Here is a 24,885-nt window from a genome sequence, read left to right as displayed (position 1 = left end):
ATTAAACTCCTTTGTTATTTTGTCATATAAAAAGAGGTTCGTATGAAACGGTTTCGCATGTTATAGGGAACTGTGCAATCAAAAACAACTTTGGATGTCATTCCCGGTATTGTTATGGAGGGCGACATACCGGGACTCTGGGATGGGTCAAGTTGAAATCCCGGAAGATTTGTGAACGCTATAATATCCGCGTCCGCTTGGAAGCGTGTAGCCATAGCCCACCAGACATCCTCCTCACTGAAAAGGTCAATATCTTCGTCTACTAGTACGACCTGCTTAATCATCCTGAACTTATGAATGATAGCTATCCCCGCTTGTCTGACCGCATCATCATCCTCGGCGGTGAGCTTTTCAAATTGGGCAAACAGCAGCAGCTGCCCGCCACCGGCAGAGCTGCAATATACGTTAATGATCCTGGTTGTCGTTAGATTCCTAACGAAATGAACGACTGAAGCCTCCATCCCAATTGCCAAAAGATTGGATTGTTCGTAACCTGGTCCGATTACGGTTTGAAAGATAGCGTCTCTTTTTATATTTATCGAAGAAATTTTTACAATCGGCAAATGAGGATGTGCTTTACCGTTATAACCCAGAAACTCCGGCATTGAATGGTCTCCCGTGCTTCCTTCCCGGGAATACTCATGTGTGATTTCCCCTTCCAATACATACTCCGCATTAGAGATACATTCCGCGTTATTAGAAAGACAAGAGGAAATATGAACCGGATGTCCGCGCAGTCCTCCGGCAATGGAAAGTTCGTTAAATCCATACGGAGCAATTGATCCTGTACAGCACGAGGCAAAATAAACAGCAGGATCCAATCCTATATTAATGGATATAGGAAGGGAAACTCCCATCTCCTTCGCTATAAGGTATAACTGCTCCAAATGACGACCGGGAACCATCCAAATGGTGAGCTCATTTTTGCTTTTCACCCACAAACGATGAATGGATATGTTGATCTCATTCGTTAACGGATGCTTAGCCACCACTAATCCGAGCGTTATATAGGATCCCGCATCGTTAGGGGTCATGGTAGGAATGGGCAGTTTCAGAAGATCAACCTCCGATTGGATGTCATATTCGCATGGAGGATTCTCACAACGCAGAGGTTCTATTGGGTGCTGAACCGCTTCAAGTAATAAATCGTATATATGGCGTTCATCAGCCCCCAAGAGTAAAGCACATCTCCTGCGTGTTCCAAATAAACCAGCCAGTACCGGTTTGTTCGCAGGCATAACCTGTTCAAACAGAATTGGCGAGCCTTTTTGGGTAGGGGGGACCACAGGAACGCCGCCTCCATGGGCTGCGTAAATTGCCGCAAGCTCATATTTCGCCTGTGTGGGCCGGTTAATATATTGCAATTCTTCACCGTTCAGTTCCATCAGTGCAAGAGCGGATTGTAAATCATGTATTATGGGACTACCCAAAGATCCGGCTGCTAATTCCATAGACACCTCAAACTTCAGTTGTTTTGGATAGTTTGTCACTTCTAAAGTATTCTAACTGCATGTCGGTTAAAACTTTAATCAGTGTTTGATAGGTGGATACAGCGATTTCCGGTTCCAGTCCGTTCTCCTCGGCAAGCTTGCTCACCTTATCAAGAACCTGCTGAACACGATCACAGGAACGTATCGATTCTTCGTCAGTTTTTAAAACCATTAGTTTTTTTACAACCCGAGTTCGAGCTGAAATAAGGGCGATAATCTCACGGTCAATCCGATCAATTTCATTTCTATGTGCATTAAGTTGTACTTTAGTCATTATGATTTCCTCCTAGATCAATTGAGTTCCCAGTGACGATTTTACGTATTTTCGAATAAAATTCTGAAACAAAACGAGCCCGTGCTCAGTGTACACACTTTCCGGATGAAATTGAATGGATTCAATGGGGTATACCTTATGTCTTAATCCCATAACATATCCGTCATCTTCTGATTGTGCCGTGATTTCAAGGCAATCTGGAAAACCTTCTTTACTTACGAGTAAAGAGTGGTATCTTGTCGCCCGGAAAGGACTTTCGACGTCAGAAAAACATCCTTTTCCATCATGATAAATTTGGCTTGTTTTACCGTGCATCAAATGTTCGGCCCGTACAATCTCGCCACCGAAGGCAAGACCGATCGCTTGATGACCCAAACATACTCCAAGTGTTGGGATACGAGCGCTATACTGATGTATCAACTCCACATAACGGGCTTCGGCAGGATGCCCCGGACCCGGACCCAGTACTATAAGATCCGGCGCAAAATATTCTATCTGCGGTAGATCCAATTGATCATTTCGCACTACATCCACATGAACCCCGGCTTCCATTAAATATTGACAGATGATATATACGAAACTGTCATATGCATCTATAACTATCGCTCTCATTCAGTACCTCCTTTCCCGTCACCGCCCAGAATAGCGCACCCATTTTATGAAAGGTTTCTTTCCATTCATTCTCCGGCTTTGAATCGGCAACGACTCCTGCTGATGCGCGTATTGCGTACAGATCCGGTTCCTGATGAACAGCGGTCCGGATACAAAGAGCCATATTGACAAAACCGTTGAAATCAATAAACCCCAGGGCACCGGCGTAAGGACCGCGGCGCGTCGTCTCCAACTCTTCAATTATTTCCATTGCCCTGACTTTTGGAGCCCCTGTCATTGTACCTGCAGGAAAGGTTGCCCCGATAATGTCATACATGTCCATGTCGGCTCGTTGCTCCCCTCTTACACTGGAGACGAGATGGTTTACATGCGAATATTGCTCAACAGCTATTAATTCTTCCTCTTCAAGCGATTTGCTGCTACATATTCGACCAATATCATTGCGGCACAAATCCACCAGCATAATATGCTCGGCCAATTCCTTCTCATCCATTTTTAATTGTCTAACGAGTTCCTCATCTTCATCAAGAGTGAAGCCCCGTCGACAAGTGCCAGCAATAGGCCGCATCGTAATTGTTCTATCCTGAATTTTCACGTACATTTCCGGACTCGCGCCAACAAGCGTAATTTCTCCAAAAGGTGCCAAATACATATAGGGTGATGGATTTCGAGATCGTAATCGCCGGTATACTATCAAAGGGTCAATGGTGCTTTTAATGTTAATTTGATTCCCTAGCTGCACCTGATAAATATCGCCGATAGCTATATAGTCCAGAGCCTTTCTAACATTTTCTTCATAACGGTCTCTATTGACCGTAAAATCTATAGAGACCGAATCCGTAATTTCGTCCAAATCTGCCGTATTAATTGGAATGGGTCTATTTAACAGATTGATAATATCTTCACAGTGAATATTGTCCCATGTGTAAGGAGATTGATTGATAATAAGCCGCGCTGTATTTTTGACCAAATTAAATTCGATAAGTCCTTGGTAAATGGACATGACAACATCCGGAATGCTTTCATTAACCGGGATTTCAAAGGGCAAGTCCTCAATAGACCAGGCAGTATCATACCCCAAATAACCAAAGTAGCCAAAGTAAAAAGACTGGCCCGGGTCAGGAACCGAAACAGAAAATTGGGATTGAACAAACCGAAAAAAATCCCACAATTTTTTGCGGCTTTTTAAATGCATCCCATCAATTTCTGAAATCAACAGTCCGGCTTGCAGCGCTTCATGAACTACCCTTTCCACAATAGGACGGACACCATCCAGTTTAATTTTTGAACCAAGAGTTGTAATGGTAAGTATGGGTTTAAACCCCAATAACGTACTTTGTGCATCCTTGGCGGGACCAGATAGCGATTCAAGCAGATAAACCTCACGCGATCCAAAATATTCTCTTAGTCCCAGATAAGCCTCAAACGGCTCCGGAAAAGCAATGTCATGGATTTCCGTGTTCACTTGAATGGAATTCAAGATAGACTCACTCTCCGATTTGTAATTTTAGTCGATTTCATCAATGACAAACACCAATGTAGGACTTCCGTCCATTCCTTGTGACCGATGAGGATCTCCATCAGGAATAACAAATCCCATGCCCGGACTGCAGGCTACCTTTCTATCCTGGTAATGAATAGTAAATTCACCCTGCAATACATAGCCTATGTGGCCTTTGAGACACCAGTGCTCCTCATTAAAGCCGGGGGGAAGCTCCAATAGGCGGAGTCTCTTGTTGCCAACAAAGCTCATTTTCACTCGACCAACTGCTCCTGGCTTTTCCCAGGTACTCCATTCCATATTCGGAAAATTCACAGCACCAAGTTCGATCAACTCTTTATCCATTTGTATCAATCCTCCATTTTTTTGTGGTTTTTATCCTGTGCTTCGCTTTCAATGTTTTTTTAGTGGCTGGAGCAAGTCTTCACCTATCATTCGTTCGTTGCCTTCATTAAATGTTAAGTATGATTGATTGGTTAATAGTGAATAATGTTTAATTGTTTTCACCATATCAATCATACGATTAACCATACGTCGAACCGAGTCTAATCCCTCGATATCCCCTAATACTTCACTGGGTTTCCCCCCTTGAAGGAGTGCTGGAAATCCACTGCCTACAATAATCATCCGATTTAATAGCAGGTTATTCACAATCTGCGAATATACATGGTTATGGTTATAACGACGACCGGTAACAATGACTCCTCCGACTTTATTGGTAAGAGGTCTTTCAAATCGAAGATAGCAAACTCCCGACCGCTCAATAAAAATTTGCATCAAATGGCCCATTCCAAAGCCTTGAACCGGTACAGCGTAGATAATTCCATCTGCTTTACGCATCATATCCGTGATATATGGCATGTCATCTTTAAGCTCACATGGCGTTTCACGATCATTGCAATCCACACAAGTACCACTTGCGGAAAAATGATAATCCCGCAGATTCACGATGGATAGATGAGCGCCCCTTTCAGAAGAAATTTCACGTGTATACTGTAAAATTTGATCAGTATTTCCACCAGCACGGGTGGACCCGCAAATAGCCAATAATTCTATCGGAACGGAAATCATATTAACTGTATCTCTCCTTCACCGGAAACTTATATCATCTTTACCAGAAGGGCGGCCAGGACCGATGCAACAATTACCAGAAACAAAGGAACTTTGCGGATGCAAACCAATAGAACGGCGGTTAATCCGGCTGCAATTCCAACCCAGGGCGTTTCTGCATCAACTTGAAAAATGCCGGGGATCGTTAGTGAAGAAAGAACAGCCAATGGAAGATTGTCCAGGAAACCGTTGCTCTTTCCTTCTATCGGCACTTTTTTTGCGAGAAGCAGCGGCGTAAACCGAAGCAGGAATGTAACTATCCCCATAGCGGCAATAAGAAGAATGGTCAAGCCGCTTCCCTCCCATTTGTCTTTTTCAAGGATGTTCTTCCCCCTGCCCAAGCACCGATCATCATGGAGACGAGTACGGTGGACGCACCCAGAAAGGGCTCCAACAGCCAGGATGAGGCCGCTGCCGAAATACAGATTACGATGCTTCGCTTGCTTCCTCGCAATTGAGGAACAATCAGAGCGATCAATAAGGCGTACAGAGAAGTATTCAGCGCCGGAAGAATGTGTTCAGGTATATATTGCGCAAGTATTATTCCGGTCCATGTGGATAACAAGGTTACCGCATAAGGAGGAAGCTCCAGCCCCAGCAAATAAGCTATCGAAAGTTTCTCTTTGCGTTCCCCGTTCCCGCGGGAAATCATGCTTATTGCATACACCTCTTCCGTTAAGCCAAACCCGACCATTGCTTTGGACCATAATCCGGATTGCCGGTTGATTCTTTGCGAGAAAGAAGTACTGATGAAACCATACCTTAAGTTAATAATAAGGGTGAGCAACAGGATAATAGGGGCCAGTGTGCCTGTAGCCAATAATTTGGCGCCGATAAACTGACTTGCTCCTGCGTAAACCAAGGCTGATAGAAGGAAAACCTCCCAATTGCCCAAAGATAGTGATTTGCCGACGAGTCCGAACGTGATGCAAGCAGGAATGTAGCCCATAACGATAGGAACGGAATCAAGCATCCCCCTCCTGAAAAGGCTCATTCTCCGCGCGTAATCCGTCACAATTTATAAAAACCTCCCTGTCGCTACATTTGAAATTCGTATACACGAGAATTTCCGTGAATAAATGCCTTGTCACAAGTCCCCTCTTCAGTAAATGGCCCAAGCAGTTCAAGAAGAAGAAATGTAGTGGCTTCCACAAGGATCTTGGCTTCCTGATGGACAGCCTCTACTGTAAAGAGCATTCGTTTAGATTTTGCAGTTGTTTTCACTACATCGCTTTGACGCCAGTTCCACCTCCGAGAGTGGGCTCGTCCAAGCTGATCGGCGTAAATGATCTCACCCGGGGCAGGAAATTCCCTCTCTTCCGGTTTACCGATTGGCAGGTAGGGCTCATTTCCTTCAGCATGCCGAATAACCAATCCTTGAACGTCAGCAATATCACATGACGCTATTGGCATTCTGGATTTGAGGGAGATAGCGTTACAAAGATTTACCAACGTATGGATACGAGGCAGGCTCCCGTGTTCAATCACCCGCTTGATCAATGATTCGGCCGCACAAGGATACCTCGAAGGTTTTGCTCCGAATTGGCTGTAGACTTTACGCCAAGCCGCAATTGTTGGAATTTCACTAACGGACTCCTTCTGCAATCCGGAGTTTATAATTTCCTGCTCCATGTGCATAAGCAGGGCATTAACTTCAGCATCTTTGTCCAGATTGTTCACGTGCGGAACGGCAATTAACCCCACATACAAGTTCGGTGCCACTGTGAAGACTTCTTCGGCAAACTCGACCCTGAACTTTTTAGATTGCAGTTCTTGACTCTGATCTTTCATGCATTTCCTCCTAACTTCGGTTCTCGTGGAAAATAATACCTTTTATACACTTGATAGAAAATAACCAATTATGTATTAAAATCCAATACCAATTTAGAGAATCCGAAATAAGAAACACATTCCATATTGATTAGATCCTCCATGTCTCCCTGCAATCGATTCTCCCCCCTGTTTGCTGTCTCTCTACGCAGCCTTACTCCACGGAGCGGCCCGGAAATATCTCCGCTAAAATGAAGAACACCTCCGCCGAATCGTTCCATACGATTCACGAAGGTGTTCCTGGGATAATGGGATTTTTCCATATCGCTTGCGGTCAGCGAGACGCTCTGATGAGTAGCCTCCGGCTTACTGTAAGGATGGCAAATGTTCACGTTCACGGTGAATCCGCGCCACCGCGCTTCAAATCCGACGACTGCCGCACCGCCAGCTCACACTTGAAGACGTACTCTTCCGGCGCCAGGTCCTCCTTCGAACGGATGCGGCTGATGATCCGCTCGGCCGCTTTTCTTCCCATTTCCAATGAAGGCTGATTGATGGTGGTTAGCGTCGGCGTTAGCAGGTGGGCAAAAGGAATGTTGTCGAAGGCGACCAGCGCCAGATCCTCCGGCACCCGGAGATTCCGCTCCTTCACAAAGGCAAGCGCCTCCAGCAGCACGAGGTCGTTGCCCGCGATCAGCGCCGTAGGCGGCTCCGGGCCGTCAAACAGCTCGCGGAACTTTCTGTTCAGGCTGGATATTTCCGCATTAATCACATACCGGCTGCCGCATTCCAATCCGTGGTCGTTCATCGCTTTCCGGAATCCTTCGGTCCGCTCCGTCCGGGTGCTGATCGTCAGCGGCGCTGTAGCAAGCGCGATCCTCCGGTGTCCCCGCTCCTTCAGATGCGACACCGCCTCATAGACCGACTCGCGGTTATTGACGACAATCGTGTCGGCCTTGACGCTTTCCACCTTCCGGTCCATGAACAGGATGGGGTGCCCGTGCTTGGCAAGCTTTTTATAGAGGGAACCGTTCTTCCCGGTAGGAAGCAAAATGATGCCGTCCACCTGCTTGGCCTGAAGCATTTCGGCGTATTTCTTCTCCTTCTCCCCGTCTTCGTCGCTGTTGCACAAAATAACGTTGATATCCTGCTCCTGGCAGTAATCTTCGATGCCCCGGCAAATTTCGGTGGTCAGCCGATGCATGATATTGGCCACGATAACGCCGACCGTCGACGTCCGCTTCTGCTTCAGTCCCCGGGCAAGCACATTCGGCTGGTAATCAAGCGCCTCGATTGCCGCTTCGATCTTGGCGCGCGTCTCGGTCCCCATATGCTGATACCGTTTGTTCAAATATTGGGATACGGTGCTTTTGGACACGCCGGCTCTTGCCGCCACATCCCCAATCGTTGCTTTGACCACTATTCTCTACTCCCATCATTCGCCTATATCCATTAACTATAAAACGCTTGACTGCGCTTGTCTAATGGCGAGGGGAGGCTGCCGGCGGCGGGCCAGTGCGGGATGAATCTTATTACGGTTCTGTCGTCATTGCTTCGGCGTCCGAATATACCCTTTCCGTTTATGAAAAGAGAGCGACCGGAAGGTGCGGGCGTACTTTTGGATAGCCGGTTTGGAAATCTGCGAGGCACTCATGTTCAAGCTTTTGTTGCGAGCTTTCTTTAGAATCATTCCGCCGCGGTCCGCGGAGTACACATAATTGGCGTAGGTTTCAAATTCGGAAAAAGCAAACTGCCGGGTGCGGTTCATGCTGCGCATAATGGCCGTATACCACGGAACACCATGCATGGACTCGATTTCCCGCTTCATGCGTGAGAGCCGGCGGCGCTCAAACAGCATATAATGCGTCACGAACGAGGAAGGCCGGGCAGCCTTGCGCCCCATCAGCTTCCGGTAGGTCGTGAAATATTCCGGCTGGCTCCAGTCCCGGCAGTAAAACACCGTCTTTCCGCTTGAGCGGAACCGGTGCGGCGCAATTAGGACCGTATCGGCATCGATGACCAAAAAATAATCCGCCGTGCACAGCTTGTCGCCCCCCAGCTTCAGCAGCTGTTGAAACAGCCAGCCCGAGCGCTCCCAGGTGCGCGACCGGTAGTGAATATCCTTTTTGGTGATGGGCAGCACCGTATTTTCATCGACGAAGGTACAAGCTTTCCTGCGGCAAAAATCCATAATCCGCTCCTTGCGGGGCGCGACGATCAAAATGCTGCGAATCGGATGCCTGACATGCTTCCTCACAGCGTCAACCACATGCGGCAAAGTAGCCAGATCCTTCTCAATAGCCGGAATCAACACATCTATTGCAGGTCCTTCAAAGGTAGGGGACACAAGCGTTCATCTCCACTTATTCAATTTGTTGTTAGAGTATGAACGTTTGCCTCAAAGGGAATGGGCTGACATGAAATGATCGGGAGTCCGCCGCTTACCAGAGCAGAAGCCCCGCCGGGTGTCTCCCGCCGCTCTGAATATAACTCCAATTAAAGTCAACCCTTCCGGTTCACTCCTTTTTGATCATAGCGCCCTGAAGCCTCGCGTATACATCGAATAGTTAACGATACCGAAAGGCGGGATGACTCTGTGCAGTACTATATTGAAACGGAACCGGGCGTCAAACTGTTCGTGGAGGATATCGGCAGCGGCACACCGGTTGTCCTCGTGCACGGCTGGCCGCTCGATCACCGAATGTTCGAATATCAGGTGACGCATCTTCCCAAATACGGCTACCGCTGCATTTCGATCGACCTGCGCGGCTACGGCCAGTCCGACCGGCCCTGGGAGGGCTATACTTATGACCGGATGGCCGACGATATCCGGGTAGTGCTCGATACCCTGCGCCTTACGGGTGTGCGGCTGATCGGCTTCTCCATGGGCGGCGCCGTCGTCCTGCACTATGCGGCCCGGCACCGGGGCTGCCGTCTGTCGCAGCTACTGCTTCTGTCGGCGGCGGCTCCCAAGTTTGCCCGGGGAGCGGACTATCCGTACGGGATGCCCGTATCGGCCATCGATCAGCTGCTCGCGGGCGTGTATACCGACCGGCCGCAGACGGTCGCCTCCTTTGGAGAGAATTTTTTTGCCAAGCCGGTTTCCCCCGCCTTTCGCGAGTGGTTCCAGTCCCTTAATGTATCGCCGTCCAACCACGGAACCGCCGGCGGCGTACTGATGCTGCGGAACGAAGATTTACGCCCCGATCTCCCCTTGATTCAGGTGCCCACCGCGATTTTCCACGGCGTTCTCGATCAGATTTGTCCCTACGATTTCGCCCGTCTGATGCACCAGGGCATCCGGGGTTCGCAGCTGCTGACCTTTGAACATAGCGGGCATGCCATTTTCTATGACGAGCTGGAGCTGTTCAATCAGCGTCTGCTCCAGGTGCTTGGAGGGAGATAGAAGATAGGCCTGGACGGTCAGTTAAATTTCCACTCACTGCCCCCGGACCTTAAAGCCTTGGACGGTTCCGTTCAGGCTTGCGCATTGGCATTGCGTAAAAGGACCCGACCGGCCAGTTCCTCCCACTGGATGCAGACTCCCTGCATAGATGGTATAGTGTAGGTTGGTAAAAATGCGAATTTGAAGATTAGGATATAGGTAAAGGTGACTATTATCATGAACAAGCTGCTGTTTCATCCGGTTCCGCCGGGAGCCGCCGCAACCCGTGTCCCGCGGGCGGCGGCGGCTTCGGCGAAGACGAGCCGGGAGCTGGTGCGCGGTGATGAGCCGGATGCCGGCTATTTCAGGACGCTGGAGCGGGACGGCATTCTGCTGAACGCTTCGCAGATCGCGGCGGTGCGGCACGGCGACGGCCCGCTGCTGACGCTGGCGGGCGCCGGTTCCGGCAAGACGAGTGTACTGGTCTGCCGGACAGGCTACTTATTGTCCGTGCGCCGCGTTTCGCCCGGACGTCTGCTGCTGCTGACGTTCTCCAGCAGGGCGGCGGCTGAAATGCGGGAGCGGATCGGCAGGCTGCCCGGGATCGGCGGAATGGAACTTTCGGGACTGCAGGCCCGCACGTTCCATTCTTTTTTTCTGTACTTTCTGCGGAGACAGGGAGTCCGGCAGGAGATTTTCCATGAAACGCGCCGTCAGCATATTCTGCTTAAAGCGATCATGCGGGAACTGGGCCTGCCCAAGGACGCATACCCGCCGGAAAGTCTGCTCTCTCTTCTGTCCTCCTGCAAAATGAACATGGGCGATGCGGGCAGCCTTCCCGAGCTCACGAATGCGGACAAGGAAATCAAGGAGATTTTAAAGCGCTACGAGCAGTGGAAACAGGACAACGGCAAAATCGACTTCGACGATGTGCTGCTGCACGCCTACCGGATGCTGCAGGAACGGCCGGAGCTGCTTGCGGAGCTGCAAAGAACTTATCTATATATAATGGTCGATGAATTTCAGGATACGAACGCGCTACAGTACGAGCTGATCCGCATGATCGCCCGCCCCCGGAGCAATCTGATGGTGGTCGGCGACGACGATCAGACGATCTATTCGTTCAACGGAGCGCGGAGCGAGTTCATTCTTGAATTCGAGCAGCTGTACCCTGAGGCCAAGGTGATTACGCTCGACATCAACTACCGCTCAGGCCCCGCCATCATCGGCCTCGGCAACGGGATTATCCGGGGCAACACGCGGCGGCGTCCCAAAACGCTGCGTGCGGCGGCGCCGGAAGGCGTCCAGCCGCGGTACCTCCGACCCTACACGGCCGACGAGGAAGCGGAGGCCATCGTGGAGTACATTGTTTCCGCCGTGGAGCAGGGTGTGCGGAGCTACGGCGATTTCGCCGTGCTGTACCGAGCATCCAGCAGCAGCCGCGCCGTGCTGGAGCGGCTGCTGCTGCGCGACATCCCTTACATCGACTACGGCGAAGGCCGTCTGCTGTATGAGCATTGGCTCATTTCGCCGGTCGTCGGCCATTTGCGGTTGACGGTGAACCGGCGGAATTTTGCCGCCATGGAGGATATGCTGCCTACACTCTATGTAAGCAGAGAGCAGGGAATGGCGCATATCCACCGGATGGAGGCGGATCAGCCAAAACAGGGGCCGCTGATCCATCTGCTGAGCCTGCCCGGGCTGGCGGACTTTCGCCAGACGGCCATAAGGGAGCGGCTGGACATGCTCCGCCATCTGCGGGAGCTCACGCCGCTCCAGGCGATCCGGCAGATCCGCAGCCGCTTCTATGATTCCTTCGTCCTGGCGGACGAGCGCCATCAGGCGACGCTGCACCGGGAGACGCTGAAGGAAATGCTGGACGAGCTGGAGCTGTCGGCGGGACGCTTCGGCAGCATCCCCCTATTTCTTGATTTCATTGACGAGGTGACGTCAAGAAACGAGCATCACCGGCTTCCCGGCGGGACCGAGCAGGGCGACCGCGTGGCGCTGATGACGATTCACAAGTCCAAAGGGCTGGAGTTTCCCGTCGTCGTGCTGCTCGGCGCGTCCGAAGGCATTCTGCCGCACAGCTCGGCGCTGGATGCGGGCCGGCTGAAGGACCGCCAGACGGCGGAAGGCGGCGGTGAAGCGCTGGCGCTGATGGAGGAAGAACGCCGCCTGGCGTACGTGGCGGTCACCCGCGCCAAGGAAGAGCTGCTGGTCAGCTCGCCCGCGCTGCACCGGGGCAGGAAAGCCCCGGTCTCCCGCTTTATGCTGGCGGCGTTCGGCGCAGCCGGGGCGGCGGGCGCAGGCGACGGCGGCGCAGGCGACGGCCGGCAAGGCGCCCGGTCCGGCGGCGGGAACGCCGGCAGCGGCGCGGGCCTGGGCGGACGCGCGGCAGCTGCCGGCGCTGACGCGGACAGCTCCACCGGCCGCGGCGGATATGGCGGCGGCGCAGCCCGCCATGGGCGCTCCGGCGGCGCCGATGGCAGGGGCGCCGGAGCAGCCGCTTCCGGCCGCACGCGCACGGTCGCGGCCTGGAGCTGCCCGGACGCGGCCTGCCCGGGCTGGATGCGCGTCAAGTCCGGCGGCGCCGAAGACCACCTGGCGCACAAGCCCTGCCCGCTGTGCAGCACGCCGATGGAGAGAGGCAGCCGGGACGTTCCGGTGTAGAACATCGCCAGGGCGGAATTCTTCCCTTTTATTTCTTGCCAAATGAAGCTTTACCGGATACGAAAGGGAATTTCTCCATTTAATTGTCCGCCTCCCTCTATTTTCCGTAAAATCACAAGAATAAGAGGGAGAATTTCCAGCTTAATTAAAAAATAAGCCTCTGTCCGATGAATAACAGGGAGAAATTCCAGCTTATTCATCCGATATCGCAAGCTGCCCCCCCAACACGCAAAAATCTCCAGCCGCATCCTCTTAAGAGGGTACTGCTGGAGATTTTCATATTACCGCGGCCTTTGCCGCCGGTTCCCTTTTGCGCAGAATGTCTACGCGTAGATCTCCACGCCTAGAGGTCCACGCGGCTTGCTCCGTCACAGGTTTCCGCCGTTCCGCCACTGGCTGTCCGGCTTCAAGCCCGCCGTATTCTCAGGTCCAGGCCCACAGAAAGCCGTCCCGGTCCCAGGCGATCCGTCCGCCGTGCAGCTTGCGGAACGCCTTTTTGACTTCCTTCGACAGCGAAGCGTTGCCGTTCTCGTTCACAAAGACGAACTGCTCGCCGAAATTTCTTTTTACATAATCAATTGCGTCGGCCTGGTACAAGGTTCCCGTAAAACGGATTTCCTTGACCATCCACTCCGCCACATCTTGTGCTGTCGGTTCCACTTGGATCCTCTTTTCTTATGGCTTCTTTCGTATGTCTATCTTATCAGATTCATCAGCCAAAGAAACAGCATAATGACCGAAACGGTCGTGCCAAGCGCGACAAACGCGTTAAAAAAGCTCCATGACGAGCCTTGGCGGGACTCCTCGGCGATCCTTGCGCTTCTCCCTCGGTACTCCTGCGGAGCATCTTCAGTGCGGGGAGCTTCCTCCCATTCGGAATCTTCTTTGGCATTCAGGTTATCGGGGAACACAAGCATACCTTCCCTTCGTTTCCTTTTTCCAAAGAATTATACCAGGTTTTTCTAAATTTGTAATGCGTACTTGTCCCTAATTATCCTTGCCGCTCCGGTCGCTCCGATGCCTGTGTCTGCCTGGTTTCCCATATATCTCCGGCCTTATCCGTCCTATACGATTGTCTATTCCCGTCGAACCGCCGTTTCGGCCACTTCATAAGGGTACAGAACCTTGCGTCCAAACCACCCGACCAGCCAAGCTAATTCGTAAAAAAACCCCTAAACTCCAGGCAGACCCCCCGCAAAAATCCAGCCTTGGCGGAAGGACCGACGGAAATTTGAGATGAAGCAGCCTACGCCTTATTATCCCTCCGGACTGTCGATCAGGCTCTCCGGCGGGTTTCGTCCGAGGTCGCGACGCAGGCAGCTCCCTCCACGAACGGCAGCGCTGTGGCGACACTGACAACAGAATCGCTGCCCTTTGGCGCGGCTCCCGGCACTCTGAACTGCGCGGATTCGATGGGCTCGATGGAAATCTCCTCCGGCTTCGCAAGCTGCGGCACCCATTCATAGGGCAGCCGGTAAGAGCGGTACACCATATTCGTGTTTCTTCGGTCGGTATAGGGAGAAACGTACTCCCAGACGATCTCGTGGTCAACCGTAACTTCGAACAGCCGGCCGTTGGAGCCTTCCGTAATCAAGGTGTTGCCGTTCGGCAGCCGCTGCGCCGAGCTGATATACGGACTGTAAAATTTATAGGAGTCGGTCGGGACCGAGAAGCCCGCTTCCGCTCCGGTATACTGCCATTCAATCTCCAGCGTCACGGGGTTAATCTCCAGAACCCGCGAATGATCGCGGATGGCATTCTTCTGGCCGAACGGGGATGCGGGATTCGGCAGTCCATAGCCGCCCCAGCCGCCGTTGTCGAATACGAGCAGATTGCCTTCGCCCGGCAGGCCCTTCGGTATGATATGGGCGTGATGCTGGCCGATGATCCAGCCGATATGCTTCACTTCCGGCAGGGAGTAATCCGGGCCGAGGCGCCAGACGATGCTGCCGGTTCTTCGGTCCGTAATTGCGATGATGTTGGCTTCCCGTGCATCCCAGATAATATTATCCGGATGAAACCGCTCGTCGCCCTCGTCGTAGAACCGGTTCGGCCCCACATAGGATGCCGAGTTGATATGCAGCCAATCGCCTACGCCGCCGCCGAGATGGCCGAAGGACCGGGTGTTGGGGTCGCGGAACAGCACATTGCGGGCCGATTCGTCAAAGCCCAGCTCATCAAAATGGTCGCTCGCCTTCCATTCCCATTTCACATTGCCCTCCCAGTCGACCTCGATAATGACATCGTCCAGCAGCTGCTTGTCGGAAATGGCCGGGTTATTCACATTTTTATGGGCGAGGATCAGCGTCTTGCCTCTGGAAACCTCTGGTTCAAGGCCCGGAGCATAATAACCGACCGGATTGCCCTCGCGCTGGTAATCATGATGCTGCCGTGCATACCACAGCGGCTCATAGCCGGGATCTTCGATATGCTCGTAGCCGTTGTATCTCCAGACGATATTGCCGTCCCAGTCCACCTGCACCAAATCAACATTGTCCTGAATGCCGAATTTCGGATCTCTGCGGCCCGTGCTGCCCAGCACATAGCCGCCCGGAAGCGCCTTGGCCGGAAAGCCGATCAGCCCTTTCCACAGATGAACCTCTCTGCCGTTCATATCGATCAGAACGACGCCCTCTTCGCCTGCCTGATACACGGTATAGCCGCTCCATGCCTTGCTCGGGTTATAGACGGTAGCCCCCGTCGGATATACGGTTGGAAATCCCATTGTTTCATATCTCCCTTGTTATAAATTGAACGTATTCTAATAGGTCAAATAACGGCTTTGCGTCGATACCGGGCTCTGCTTCCGTTCTGGGCCGGCCGGTAAGGGAGGCTCGGCATTCTGCTTGGCAAGCTTCAGGATGGCCTCCGAGAACCCCTCAAGATTGCCGATGACTCTCTCGAACGCCCGGTTCTGGGCGGTCAGCTCCTCCCGTTCGAAGCCCTCGAACAGAAGCGAGATACACCGCGAGCCGACACTGCGGTTGCGCTCGAACATCTCTCGACCTTTATCCGTGATGCCCAGCAGCACCGTCCGACGGTCACCATTCTTGCGCCGCCGGACGGTATACCCGGCCGCATCCAGCTTGTCGCACAGCGCAGTGATCGCTCCCGATGTAAGATCGAGCTGCTCCGCCAAATCGATGAGCCGCTGATCGCCCTCGCGGATAATCTTATGCAGGACCATCATACCCGGCAGCGCGATACCCTCCACGCTGATGCGGTCCCGCTCCTTCACAAACCTTCTGACCATCTTGCGGAACAGCCAGTCGGCCTCCTCCAGCACATCCCAATCCGTATTATCCATAGGTTTTTGCTCCTCGAATTTGCCGCATGGCATCAAAAAAGGCCCCCGGAGCTCACCCATGGGGTGCGCTTCGGGAGCCTTTGACGGTCCAATCGGCTCGAAATGATATTTCATGAATCATTTATTTAGTGTTGAAAGGTTATTAAGAAATCATAAACCTATTAATCTTACCTGTCAAGTATGAATTATGAAAAGACAGATATAGCAAATGCAGCATTCTCCCGCCCCTCAAGCTGACGATCCAGCCTATTAGGCACTGGACCCCGCGCTTCCGGGGTTGCTGTTTCTCCACATCATCTTAAGGTTATTTTAAAGCGCACTTAAGGTTCCGGTCAGTTTCGGGGGGTAAAATATAAACAGGTCGAAAACGAAATAAGAAATGAGGGACTACATATGAATATCACACGGAATATCAAACGAGTAGTAATTATCGGCACCATGATCGTAGCAATCTCGTTCGGAGGAAATGCCTGGGCGTTCAAAAGCGTCGGCGCAAGCCCGGTAGCCAAGCTGTCTTTAGCCGCCGGCGCATCGGATCGGGACGACTTGCTCGAAACGCTGAACCGGCCTTCCGGCGAGGAGTTGTATTATGCACTCTTTGAGGGCAAGTCGCTTGCCGATATCGCAGCCGCGAATGGTGCGGACGTTCAGCGGGTCATCGACCTGCAGACAGAGGAGCTCACCCGGCAGTTGGACATGCGCCTTGCATCTGGAAGCATTACGAAGGAGCAGTATGAGGCTTACAGGGCGGAAGTGCCGGAGATTATAAGCAGGAGCGTTAACCCCGCTTAAGCCAGCGCCCCGCTCGTGATGCTCTTGGATTTCAGCGTCTTAAAGCTTGAAAAAGCCCCCTTAAGAACCGTCCTCCCGCCATGCCTTAATGCTCTTGGGGGACTGCCGTCTTAAAGGGGCCTCAGCGGCCGGAATGGATTACAGTTTCTTAAGGCGTTCGGCCGGAAGGTCCGTTTCGGCGCTAGCGCGTTTGATCTCCAGAATATCAAGAATGAACACAAAAATCGGAATGCCCAGAATCAATCCCCATACGCCGAGGTAATGCTCCGAGAACAGCAGCACGATAAAGGTATAGAACATCGGCAAATTCATCTTCGAGGACATCAGCTTCGGATTCAGGAAGTAGCCTTCAATGAAATGCAGCACGGCGATCATCGCCAGCACGTACACCACCATCATCAGTCCGCCTATGTTGTAGCCGATGATGCAGAGCGGAATGAGCGAGATGAGAAACCCGGCTACCGGAATGAGGCTCAGCAGGAAAATCATAACGCCGAGCGCGAACAGATAAGGAAATCCTAGAACCGTCAGCCCGATGACCGTAAAAATCGTGTTGAACAGTGCGATCAGAATTTGTGCTTCGATCACCTTGCCGAAGGACAGAATGAACTTTTTGCCGAAATACTCCAGCTCATTATAAAACCACGAAAGCTTGCTCTGCTTCATCCGCGCGGTAAACGCAACGATCCGGTTCTTCTCCAGAATAAAGACGAAGCTGAGAATAATGGCCAGGACAAAGGTGGTGCCCCAGTTGCCGATCGTCGTTATATAATCGAGACCGCTCGTCATATACTTCTCGTAGTTCAAGCCCTTGACGGTGTTGAATAAATATTGGACGATCTCGTTCTGCGGAATATTCTCCGGGGTTAACGCTATGAGGAAATTGGTGAGCTGTCTGACCTGGACAAATATTTTGGGCAAATAATGCACCAGCGCAATCACCAGCGTGGAAATCATAGCCAGATAGAGAATGATGATGATAACCTTGCTGTTCACCCGTATGTATCTGCCGATCCGCCTGGACAGCAGCACCTGAAAGCTGTTCATGATATAAGCGATCAGAAAGGTCAGCAGCACCAGATTGAGCATATCCCTGATTCCGTACAGCAGCAAGCATACCAGCAGCAAAATTCCAAACCTGCGGATCGTCAAATCCGCAAAAAACCGCTTAAATAATTCCATTGTCTCTCTCCATTCGCCTGCATTTGACACTGATTATAGTCTACGTAACAACAAAGCTGAAAGCAACCGGCGAATAACGGCACATCGGCCAGTGCGCCTTTTGAATAACTTATACGGGCTGATCCGTTTCTTGTTTCATTAAATATCAGATTGTTGCGTTCCGGCAGGCGCTTTCCCCGGACGGTCAGGGCCGTGTATAATACACTACATTGGCTTCCCCCGCCTTGCGGACGGCCAGATTACTTCTCTATGGAGGCTTACACTTGGATACTCTGCCAAAAGAAATCAATCACAAGAAAACGTTTCCGGTCTCGTCGTCCAAACGTATGTATATTTTCCAGTTGCTCACCGTCTTTATCGGATTTCTAATCTTCGGCTTCTCCGAGAACATTAAGGGGCCCGCCATTCCCCGCATCCAGCTGGAACTCGGCCTCGATGAAATGCGCATCGGCACGCTGCTGTCACTGAACTCGCTCGGCTATTTGCTGGCCTGCTCCTTCACCGCCTACCTGATCCGCAAAATCGGCATCAAGGCGGTCTGCCTGCTGTCTTTCAGTTCCATGATAGTGTCCGGCGTACTGATTTTCTTGTCCCGCAGCTATCCGGCGCTCTCCGGCTCCTTCTTCCTGATGTACATCGGCAACGGAATGCTGGAAATCGGGCTTGCCGTGCTTGCCGCGCGAATCTTTATCCGCAACACCGGCACGATGATGAATCTCGCCCACTTTTTCTACGGGCTCAGTTCGACCGTGGCACCGATGATCGCATCGGGACTGATGACGCTGTCGATCGGCGGCCGGGCCATCGATTGGCGGGACGTGTACCTGCTGATTCTGCTGCTGGCCGTCCTGCCGATGATTCCCGCATTTGCCGGCAAGTTCCCGAGCGGCGGCACCTCGGAGGATGACCGGATTCCGCTTAAAGCTATCGCCGCCGATCCCGTCATCTGGATGCTGGTCGCCATTCTGTCCTTCGGCGTCATTTCCGAAATGGCGGTCGGCGGCTGGCTGGTCAACTTTCTGGAAAAAGCCTACGGCTGGGACGGAACGGCCGCGGCGGGCATGCTCTCCGTATTCTTTCTCTGCTTCACCTTCGCCCGGCTGTTTCTCGGTCCCGTAACCGACAAAATCGGCTTTACGCTGTCGCTCATCATCTTCTCCGCCCTGTCCGGCCTGCTGACCTTCGCCGCCATTGCGGCGGGCGAGCCGGGGGCGTTTCTGTTCGCCGCGGCGGGCATCGGCATCGCGCCGATCTACCCCACCGTCATGGCGCTGATCGCGAAGCGCTACCGCCAGGGCAGCGACACCGCTATTACGTTCATCGTCACCCTGATGGGCGTGTCCAGCGTCATCGGCAATTATCTGATCGGCGCCATCATTACCGGCATCAAGAACGTTGTCGCTTCAAGCGGGAACGCCGGGGAGGGCCTGCTGGCCGGGCTTCAGGCGGGCTATGCCTTCATCGGCCTGTGCGCCCTGCTCTGTGCCTTGTCGGCCGTGCCGCTGTACCGGTATTTGAAGAAGCGGGGGGAGCTGCTGTAGCGGAACCCCGTTTTGCACAGAGTCTACACAGATTACGGCGTCGATCTATCCTTGTAATTGACCTGGAATCCTACCGTCAGATTCTATATAAATCCAGTCACCCGCACGGGGTCCGACGATAAGCTGCGAATGTCCGGAGGGGTGCTGATGATTTCAATCCACGCATCTACATGGGGTGCGACAACTGTAGCCACGCTTGCGCCAAACGGCTTATCAATTTCAATCCACGCACCCGCATAGGGTGCGACTCCTTGGCCTCCTCTTGGGCCTCAATAGATTTATTATTTCAATCCACGCACCCGCATAGGGTGCGACCCGCGCTAAATTTCCGTTCCTTGCCGTCGACATAATTTCAATCCACGCACCCGCATAGGGTGCGACAGGTGCGGTTTCGTTAACTCCATATGCGGGGACGATATTTCAATCCACGCACCCGCATAGGGTGCGACCGTACCGACCGCCCCGCCAACGAGTCCCCCAATGATTTCAATCCACGCACCCGCATAGGGTGCGACGTCCAGGTGGATTTAGCGAATACGCACAGTTTTCAATTTCAATCCACGCACCCGCATAGGGTGCGACCAGATGTGGAGTATTACCACCATGATCGAGGATGGAATTTCAATCCACGCACCCGCATAGGGTGCGACGCGTATAAGCGCAGTCGTCCGGATTGCCGGTAACATTTCAATCCACGCACCCGCATAGGGTGCGACCACGGCCGTAAAGTCGCTGCCCTGGGTCAATGGGATTTCAATCCACGCACCCGCATAGGGTTCGACTTTGCAAATTTGATCCCTTTTATCGTTGCAATTATTTCAATCCACGCACCCGCATAGGGTGCGACTCGACAATGAAATTTTTGTTGACCCAACCAACACAATTTCAATCCACGCACCCGCATAGGGTGCGACGTACTCGTGTGTGTGCATTACGCCACCTCCTCGTTATTTCAATCCACGCACCCGCATAGGGTGCGACGTACGTCTTCCGGTGCTTTCTGAACTCGACCAAAACATTTCAATCCACGCACCCGCATAGGGTGCGACCGGGATGCGCGGGCTGGTCGCCTTCAACCTTCCGAAATTTCAATCCACGCACCCGCATAGGGTGCGACCAGACGATCGGGCGGCCATCCCGCCGCGCTACCAGATTTCAATCCACGCACCCGCATAGGGTGCGACCGCAAGGGCTTTTTCAAGTTTGTCTGGTACGAGATTTCAATCCACGCACCCGCATAGGGTGCGACTTGCAGAAATTCCTATATCCTCAATTGTCGAATATTTCAATCCACGCACCCGCATAGGGTGCGACGAGCGAATTATAACACACAATCATCATGAGGTGAATTTCAATCCACGCACCCGCATAGGGTGCGACTTATCGAAGGCGTCGTCTGTGCTGAGATTATAAAAAATTTCAATCCACGCACCCGCATAGGGTGCGACGGGAGGGGGGGGAAATCCTTAAAAACCTTTAAAATAATTTCAATCCACGCACCCGCATAGGGTGCGACGAAGCTGAGCTTCCTTTTCGGCCGCCTTATAGCGATTTCAATCCACGCACCCGCATAGGGTGCGACTCTATCAGCACGGGAAGGGCTTGATTTGTGATGAATTTCAATCCACGCACCCGCATAGGGTGCGACCTTTCGTTGCCGCTTCAGAGCATGTCTTGTTCCGATTTCAATCCACGCACCCGCATAGGGTGCGACTGACAATAACCGCGCCCGGCTCATTGAATTGATTATTTCAATCCACGCACCCGCATAGGGTGCGACGCACTGCCGGAGCGATCAGCACGGCAACCATGTCGATTTCAATCCACGCACCCGCATAGGGTGCGACTATCGCCGCAGGACTCGACCACGACGAGTCAGCGATATTTCAATCCACGCACCCGCATAGGGTGCGACCATCTCTACCTTACTCCACCAGGACCGGCTCAAATTTCAATCCACGCACCCGCATAGGGTGCGACGCCGCTTGTCCTGACGCTGTTCGACGCTGCGGCCAAGCATTTCAATCCACGCACCCGCATAGGGTGCGACTGCCGCCGGATGATGGGCAGATCATATACGAATAATTTCAATCCACGCACCCGCATAGGGTGCGACTTTGGAGACGCGGCGCATGGTTGCGGCGGCCCAGGAATTTCAATCCACGCACCCGCATAGGGTGCGACCCAACTCTCGCTGAGAAATGTTTCTCTGGATGAGCAATTTCAATCCACGCACCCGCATAGGGTGCGACGCTGAATGAGTGGGTTTTGCCGGTCGCCAGCCAATTTCAATCCACGCACCCGCATAGGGTGCGACCAATGCTTGCCGAAACAGCTTGTCGGCCGACTCAGCATTTCAATCCACGCACCCGCATAGGGTGCGACTTAAGGTCCTTGCGGATCTCCTGACTATGCTCTGATTTCAATCCACGCACCCGCATAGGGTGCGACCCAAATAACCGGTATAAATTCAGCGGCACACTTATTTCAATCCACGCACCCGCATAGGGTGCGACGTCGATGTTTCGGAGCGCCGAACGTCCGCGGGGATATTTCAATCCACGCACCCGCATAGGGTGCGACTGTCTCCTTCTTCCTCGCTTTTTCACATTAAGACATTTCAATCCACGCACCCGCATAGGGTGCGACGATCGGCGTCGGCAGCATTCGAACGTTATCAAGTATTTCAATCCACGCACCCGCATAGGGTGCGACTGGGCATTCTTTGTTGCAATATCCGTCAATCTTGATTTCAATCCACGCACCCGCATAGGGTGCGACGGGAACCTTTTTCGTGAGTCCTGTCTTCTCATCATATTTCAATCCACGCACCCGCATAGGGTGCGACCGTACCGGCAGCTCATTGATCTCCTTATTAATTATTTCAATCCACGCACCCGCATAGGGTGCGACCACAAGCTTGTCGCCGTCCTGATCCGCTAGCAGATTTCAATCCACGCACCCGCATAGGGTGCGACTACGGCAGTCCCGCAAAGATGTGACCGCTGCTCAAATTTCAATCCACGCACCCGCATAGGGTGCGACGTCTTCCAGCGTCACACCGTTGACCGACATATCATTTCAATCCACGCACCCGCATAGGGTGCGACACTCTTGTTAGTCTTTAAACCCACGACCGTGTATATTTCAATCCACGCACCCGCATAGGGTGCGACAGGGGCATAGCCCCATAAGGAGAGGATAAGCATGATTTCAATCCACGCACCCGCATAGGGTGCGACGTTCACGTCATTCGACCAATACTGCGCATAGGGTATTTCAATCCACGCACCCGCATAGGGTGCGACAGATAAACTAAAGGAATATCTGAAAACCATGAAAATTTCAATCCACGCACCCGCATAGGGTGCGACGAGCCAAAGATACGGTGGACTGGTGATACAGCTGTGATTTCAATCCACGCACCCGCATAGGGTGCGACCACGTCAGAGCTTAAAAAGCGGACATGCCTTTCGTGATTTCAATCCACGCACCCGCATAGGGTGCGACTTATACGGAGGCGGGACTGCTGGGTGTCAATGCTATTTCAATCCACGCACCCGCATAGGGTGCGACCGAGCAAACGGCGGAGCTAAGACAAACGGACCCATATTTCAATCCACGCACCCGCATAGGGTGCGACGAGTACAACACTCACCCGCTAACTGGTGGATGGAATTTCAATCCACGCACCCGCATAGGGTGCGACTCGAAATATGCCCAAGAAATCTGGCCTTCCGTGATTTCAATCCACGCACCCGCATAGGGTGCGACCTCTGCCGTTGAGTCATCCGATCCGGAGCCCGAAATTTCAATCCACGCACCCGCATAGGGTGCGACGGAGGACGCAGCCGGAAACACGCTGGTTTCTGGGATTTCAATCCACGCACCCGCATAGGGTGCGACGAAAAAGCAGCTTCCACACCAATCATGACGCTTAGAATTTCAATCCACGCACCCGCATAGGGTGCGACTGATAAGTTAGTCCTCGAACCTATCCACCGGCCGATTTCAATCCACGCACCCGCATAGGGTGCGACCTTTACCCAGATACCCCAGCACCCAAGGAGGTTATTTCAATCCACGCACCCGCATAGGGTGCGACACAATTAAGCTGGACGATGTCACAATTAAGATCATATTTCAATCCACGCACCCGCATAGGGTGCGACTAAAGTTTGAACCCTTATGATTATTACATTTCGGATATTTCAATCCACGCACCCGCATAGGGTGCGACCAGCAATTTGGGGAAACTGATTGGCATCCTTCATATTTCAATCCACGCACCCGCATAGGGTGCGACCTTCGTCATCAGTTATTTTGATGATATCTATGATATTTCAATCCACGCACCCGCATAGGGTGCGACGGCGTCAGCCTGGTCTTCAATTGTGTCAGCTACTGCATTTCAATCCACGCACCCGCATAGGGTGCGACGATTTAGAAAGGGGATAAAACCGCAGTAACATTATTTCAATCCACGCACCCGCATAGGGTGCGACATTAAATCAAGGTTAATTATACGATATACGATAACATTTCAATCCACGCACCCGCATAGGGTGCGACGAGGAATACACGGACGATGACTGATATGACCGAAGATTTCAATCCACGCACCCGCATAGGGTGCGACTTCTAACCGTCAATTTCATTCCTCCTTCCTATGTAATTTCAATCCACGCACCCGCATAGGGTGCGACCAGAACCAATTATCAAAGCCAATTGACCAATTACCGATTTCAATCCACGCACCCGCATAGGGTGCGACAGTGAAAATGCACGCAATCAATCCAATAAAAGCATTAATAGCAGAGCATTTTCATAAAAAAGATTACTAAAAGGTATGAGTTGAGTATTGACTTTTTTGAAGAAGAATTAAAGAGTAGGGATTTCGACAAAATTCGAGGTGCGAAGGACCTAGGGAAAACATGGGAGCTTCTCATTCGCACCTCACAGGATAAGCGGGCCTTCCATATCATAAGAGCTTTTGACACCAAAGTGTTCGACCTTGGTTTTGTGCTTGTCTCCCAGGTTGTAGAAGCGCAAACTATCTGTTTCTTCATCAATCAATTCTTCTAATTCATATTTTAGGCGGCGGAACTGAGTCGAGTCGAGGATACACTCAAAAACGGAATTTTGAACCCTTTGGCCGTAATCGAGACACTTTTTGGATACTTGGTGCAGCCGCCTTCTTCCTTCTTTAGTTGATGTGCTTACATCGTAAGTAATCAGGATTAACACA

The 24,885-nt window shown here is 52.2% G+C and carries 21 protein-coding genes and 1 CRISPR repeat array; of the genes, 4 read left to right on the top strand and 17 right to left on the bottom strand.

All coding sequences use genetic code 11. From position 1 onward, the window contains the following. Window positions 1-14 precede the first annotated feature (14 nt). The 11 genes from PUR_RS01595 to PUR_RS01545 all read right to left on the bottom strand — a co-directional run bounded on the left by PUR_RS01595 (window position 15) and on the right by PUR_RS01545 (window position 9,104). The gene (locus PUR_RS01595) at window positions 15-1,490 is read right to left on the bottom strand and encodes a UbiD family decarboxylase (protein WP_232101672.1); all 1,476 of its coding nucleotides are present in this window, start codon (window positions 1,488-1,490) and stop codon (window positions 15-17) included. Next, window positions 1,459-1,764: a chorismate mutase gene (locus tag PUR_RS01590; RefSeq protein WP_179033732.1), complete on the bottom strand. Its 306-nt coding sequence runs from the start codon at window positions 1,762-1,764 to the stop codon at window positions 1,459-1,461. Before PUR_RS01590 ends, PUR_RS01595 begins: the two co-directional genes overlap by 32 nt. 12 nt (window positions 1,765-1,776) lie before the next feature. Continuing rightward, window positions 1,777-2,376 (bottom strand): anthranilate synthase component II, encoded by a 600-nt coding sequence (locus PUR_RS01585; RefSeq protein WP_179033731.1) that lies wholly within the window; start codon window positions 2,374-2,376, stop codon window positions 1,777-1,779. Then, a complete protein-coding gene (locus tag PUR_RS01580; RefSeq protein WP_179033730.1) occupies window positions 2,348-3,856 on the bottom strand; it encodes an anthranilate synthase component I family protein in 1,509 nt (502 codons plus the stop codon). Before PUR_RS01580 ends, PUR_RS01585 begins: the two co-directional genes overlap by 29 nt. A gap of 27 nt (window positions 3,857-3,883) precedes the next feature. Further along, window positions 3,884-4,222, bottom strand: a complete 339-nt coding sequence (locus PUR_RS01575; protein ID WP_197970116.1) for an AraC family ligand binding domain-containing protein — start codon at window positions 4,220-4,222, stop codon at window positions 3,884-3,886. 48 nt (window positions 4,223-4,270) lie between these two features. Further along, window positions 4,271-4,948 (bottom strand): flavodoxin family protein, encoded by a 678-nt coding sequence (locus PUR_RS01570; RefSeq protein WP_179033729.1) that lies wholly within the window; start codon window positions 4,946-4,948, stop codon window positions 4,271-4,273. 29 nt (window positions 4,949-4,977) lie between these two features. Next, window positions 4,978-5,277 carry an AzlD domain-containing protein gene (locus PUR_RS01565; RefSeq protein ID WP_232101671.1) on the bottom strand — a complete coding sequence of 100 codons (300 nt, stop codon included), beginning with the start codon at window positions 5,275-5,277 and terminating at the stop codon, window positions 4,978-4,980. After that, window positions 5,274-5,960, bottom strand: a complete 687-nt coding sequence (locus PUR_RS01560) for an AzlC family ABC transporter permease (protein ID WP_179033727.1) — start codon at window positions 5,958-5,960, stop codon at window positions 5,274-5,276. The genes PUR_RS01565 and PUR_RS01560 overlap by 4 nt, the downstream gene beginning before the upstream one ends. 65 nt (window positions 5,961-6,025) lie before the next feature. After that, window positions 6,026-6,778 (bottom strand): B3/B4 domain-containing protein, encoded by a 753-nt coding sequence (locus tag PUR_RS01555; protein ID WP_179033726.1) that lies wholly within the window; start codon window positions 6,776-6,778, stop codon window positions 6,026-6,028. A gap of 373 nt (window positions 6,779-7,151) precedes the next feature. Beyond that, a complete protein-coding gene (locus PUR_RS01550; protein WP_179033725.1) occupies window positions 7,152-8,177 on the bottom strand; it encodes a LacI family DNA-binding transcriptional regulator in 1,026 nt (341 codons plus the stop codon). Window positions 8,178-8,303: 126 nt separating this feature from the next. Continuing rightward, window positions 8,304-9,104 carry a DUF6492 family protein gene (locus tag PUR_RS01545; RefSeq protein ID WP_179033724.1) on the bottom strand — a complete coding sequence of 267 codons (801 nt, stop codon included), beginning with the start codon at window positions 9,102-9,104 and terminating at the stop codon, window positions 8,304-8,306. 249 nt (window positions 9,105-9,353) lie between these two features. Here PUR_RS01545 and PUR_RS01540 point away from each other — a divergent pair, with 249 nt between their 5' ends. Next, entirely contained in the window at window positions 9,354-10,163 is an 810-nt protein-coding gene (locus tag PUR_RS01540; RefSeq protein ID WP_179033723.1) for an alpha/beta fold hydrolase, read from the top strand. A 216-nt stretch (window positions 10,164-10,379) separates the two neighbouring features. After that, on the top strand, window positions 10,380-12,815 hold the full coding sequence (locus tag PUR_RS01535) for a UvrD-helicase domain-containing protein (RefSeq protein ID WP_179033722.1): 2,436 nt from the start codon (window positions 10,380-10,382) through the stop codon (window positions 12,813-12,815). A gap of 423 nt (window positions 12,816-13,238) precedes the next feature. On the opposite strand, the gene PUR_RS01525 is transcribed toward PUR_RS01535, so the two are convergent. The 4 genes from PUR_RS01525 to PUR_RS01510 form a co-directional block, all read right to left on the bottom strand. Further along, the gene (locus tag PUR_RS01525) at window positions 13,239-13,475 is read right to left on the bottom strand and encodes a DUF6953 family protein (protein WP_124696177.1); all 237 of its coding nucleotides are present in this window, start codon (window positions 13,473-13,475) and stop codon (window positions 13,239-13,241) included. A gap of 35 nt (window positions 13,476-13,510) precedes the next feature. Continuing rightward, window positions 13,511-13,726, bottom strand: a complete 216-nt coding sequence (locus PUR_RS01520) for a hypothetical protein (protein WP_232101670.1) — start codon at window positions 13,724-13,726, stop codon at window positions 13,511-13,513. Between the two features lie 365 nt (window positions 13,727-14,091). Further along, complete coding sequence (locus PUR_RS01515; protein ID WP_179033719.1) at window positions 14,092-15,540, bottom strand: aryl-sulfate sulfotransferase; 1,449 nt, start codon at window positions 15,538-15,540, stop codon at window positions 14,092-14,094. A 36-nt stretch (window positions 15,541-15,576) separates the two neighbouring features. Beyond that, window positions 15,577-16,122, bottom strand: coding sequence for a MarR family winged helix-turn-helix transcriptional regulator (locus PUR_RS01510; RefSeq protein ID WP_179033718.1), 546 nt, complete (start codon window positions 16,120-16,122; stop codon window positions 15,577-15,579). A 393-nt stretch (window positions 16,123-16,515) separates the two neighbouring features. Between PUR_RS01510 and PUR_RS01505 the strand changes: the two genes are divergently transcribed. Further along, a complete protein-coding gene (locus PUR_RS01505; RefSeq protein WP_179033717.1) occupies window positions 16,516-16,914 on the top strand; it encodes a hypothetical protein in 399 nt (132 codons plus the stop codon). 138 nt (window positions 16,915-17,052) lie between these two features. Here the strand turns inward: PUR_RS01505 and PUR_RS01500 are convergent, their stop codons facing one another. Beyond that, on the bottom strand, window positions 17,053-18,096 hold the full coding sequence (locus PUR_RS01500; protein ID WP_179033716.1) for an AI-2E family transporter: 1,044 nt from the start codon (window positions 18,094-18,096) through the stop codon (window positions 17,053-17,055). Between the two features lie 326 nt (window positions 18,097-18,422). Between PUR_RS01500 and PUR_RS01495 the strand changes: the two genes are divergently transcribed. Then, a complete protein-coding gene (locus tag PUR_RS01495; RefSeq protein WP_179037696.1) occupies window positions 18,423-19,637 on the top strand; it encodes an MFS transporter in 1,215 nt (404 codons plus the stop codon). A gap of 150 nt (window positions 19,638-19,787) precedes the next feature. Next, window positions 19,788-24,411: direct repeats of the CRISPR family, unit length 32 nt; unit sequence ATTTCAATCCACGCACCCGCATAGGGTGCGAC. Between the two features lie 182 nt (window positions 24,412-24,593). On the opposite strand, the gene cas2 is transcribed toward PUR_RS01495, so the two are convergent. After that, window positions 24,594-24,884, bottom strand: a complete 291-nt coding sequence (cas2, locus tag PUR_RS01490) for a CRISPR-associated endonuclease Cas2 (RefSeq protein ID WP_179037695.1) — start codon at window positions 24,882-24,884, stop codon at window positions 24,594-24,596. Window position 24,885: the final 1 nt, after the last annotated feature.

The sequence above is a fragment of the Paenibacillus sp. URB8-2 genome, assembly GCF_013393385.1.
Taxonomy (GTDB): Bacteria; Bacillota; Bacilli; order Paenibacillales; family Paenibacillaceae; genus Paenibacillus_AQ.
This window is presented reverse-complemented; position numbering and strand designations above follow the sequence as displayed.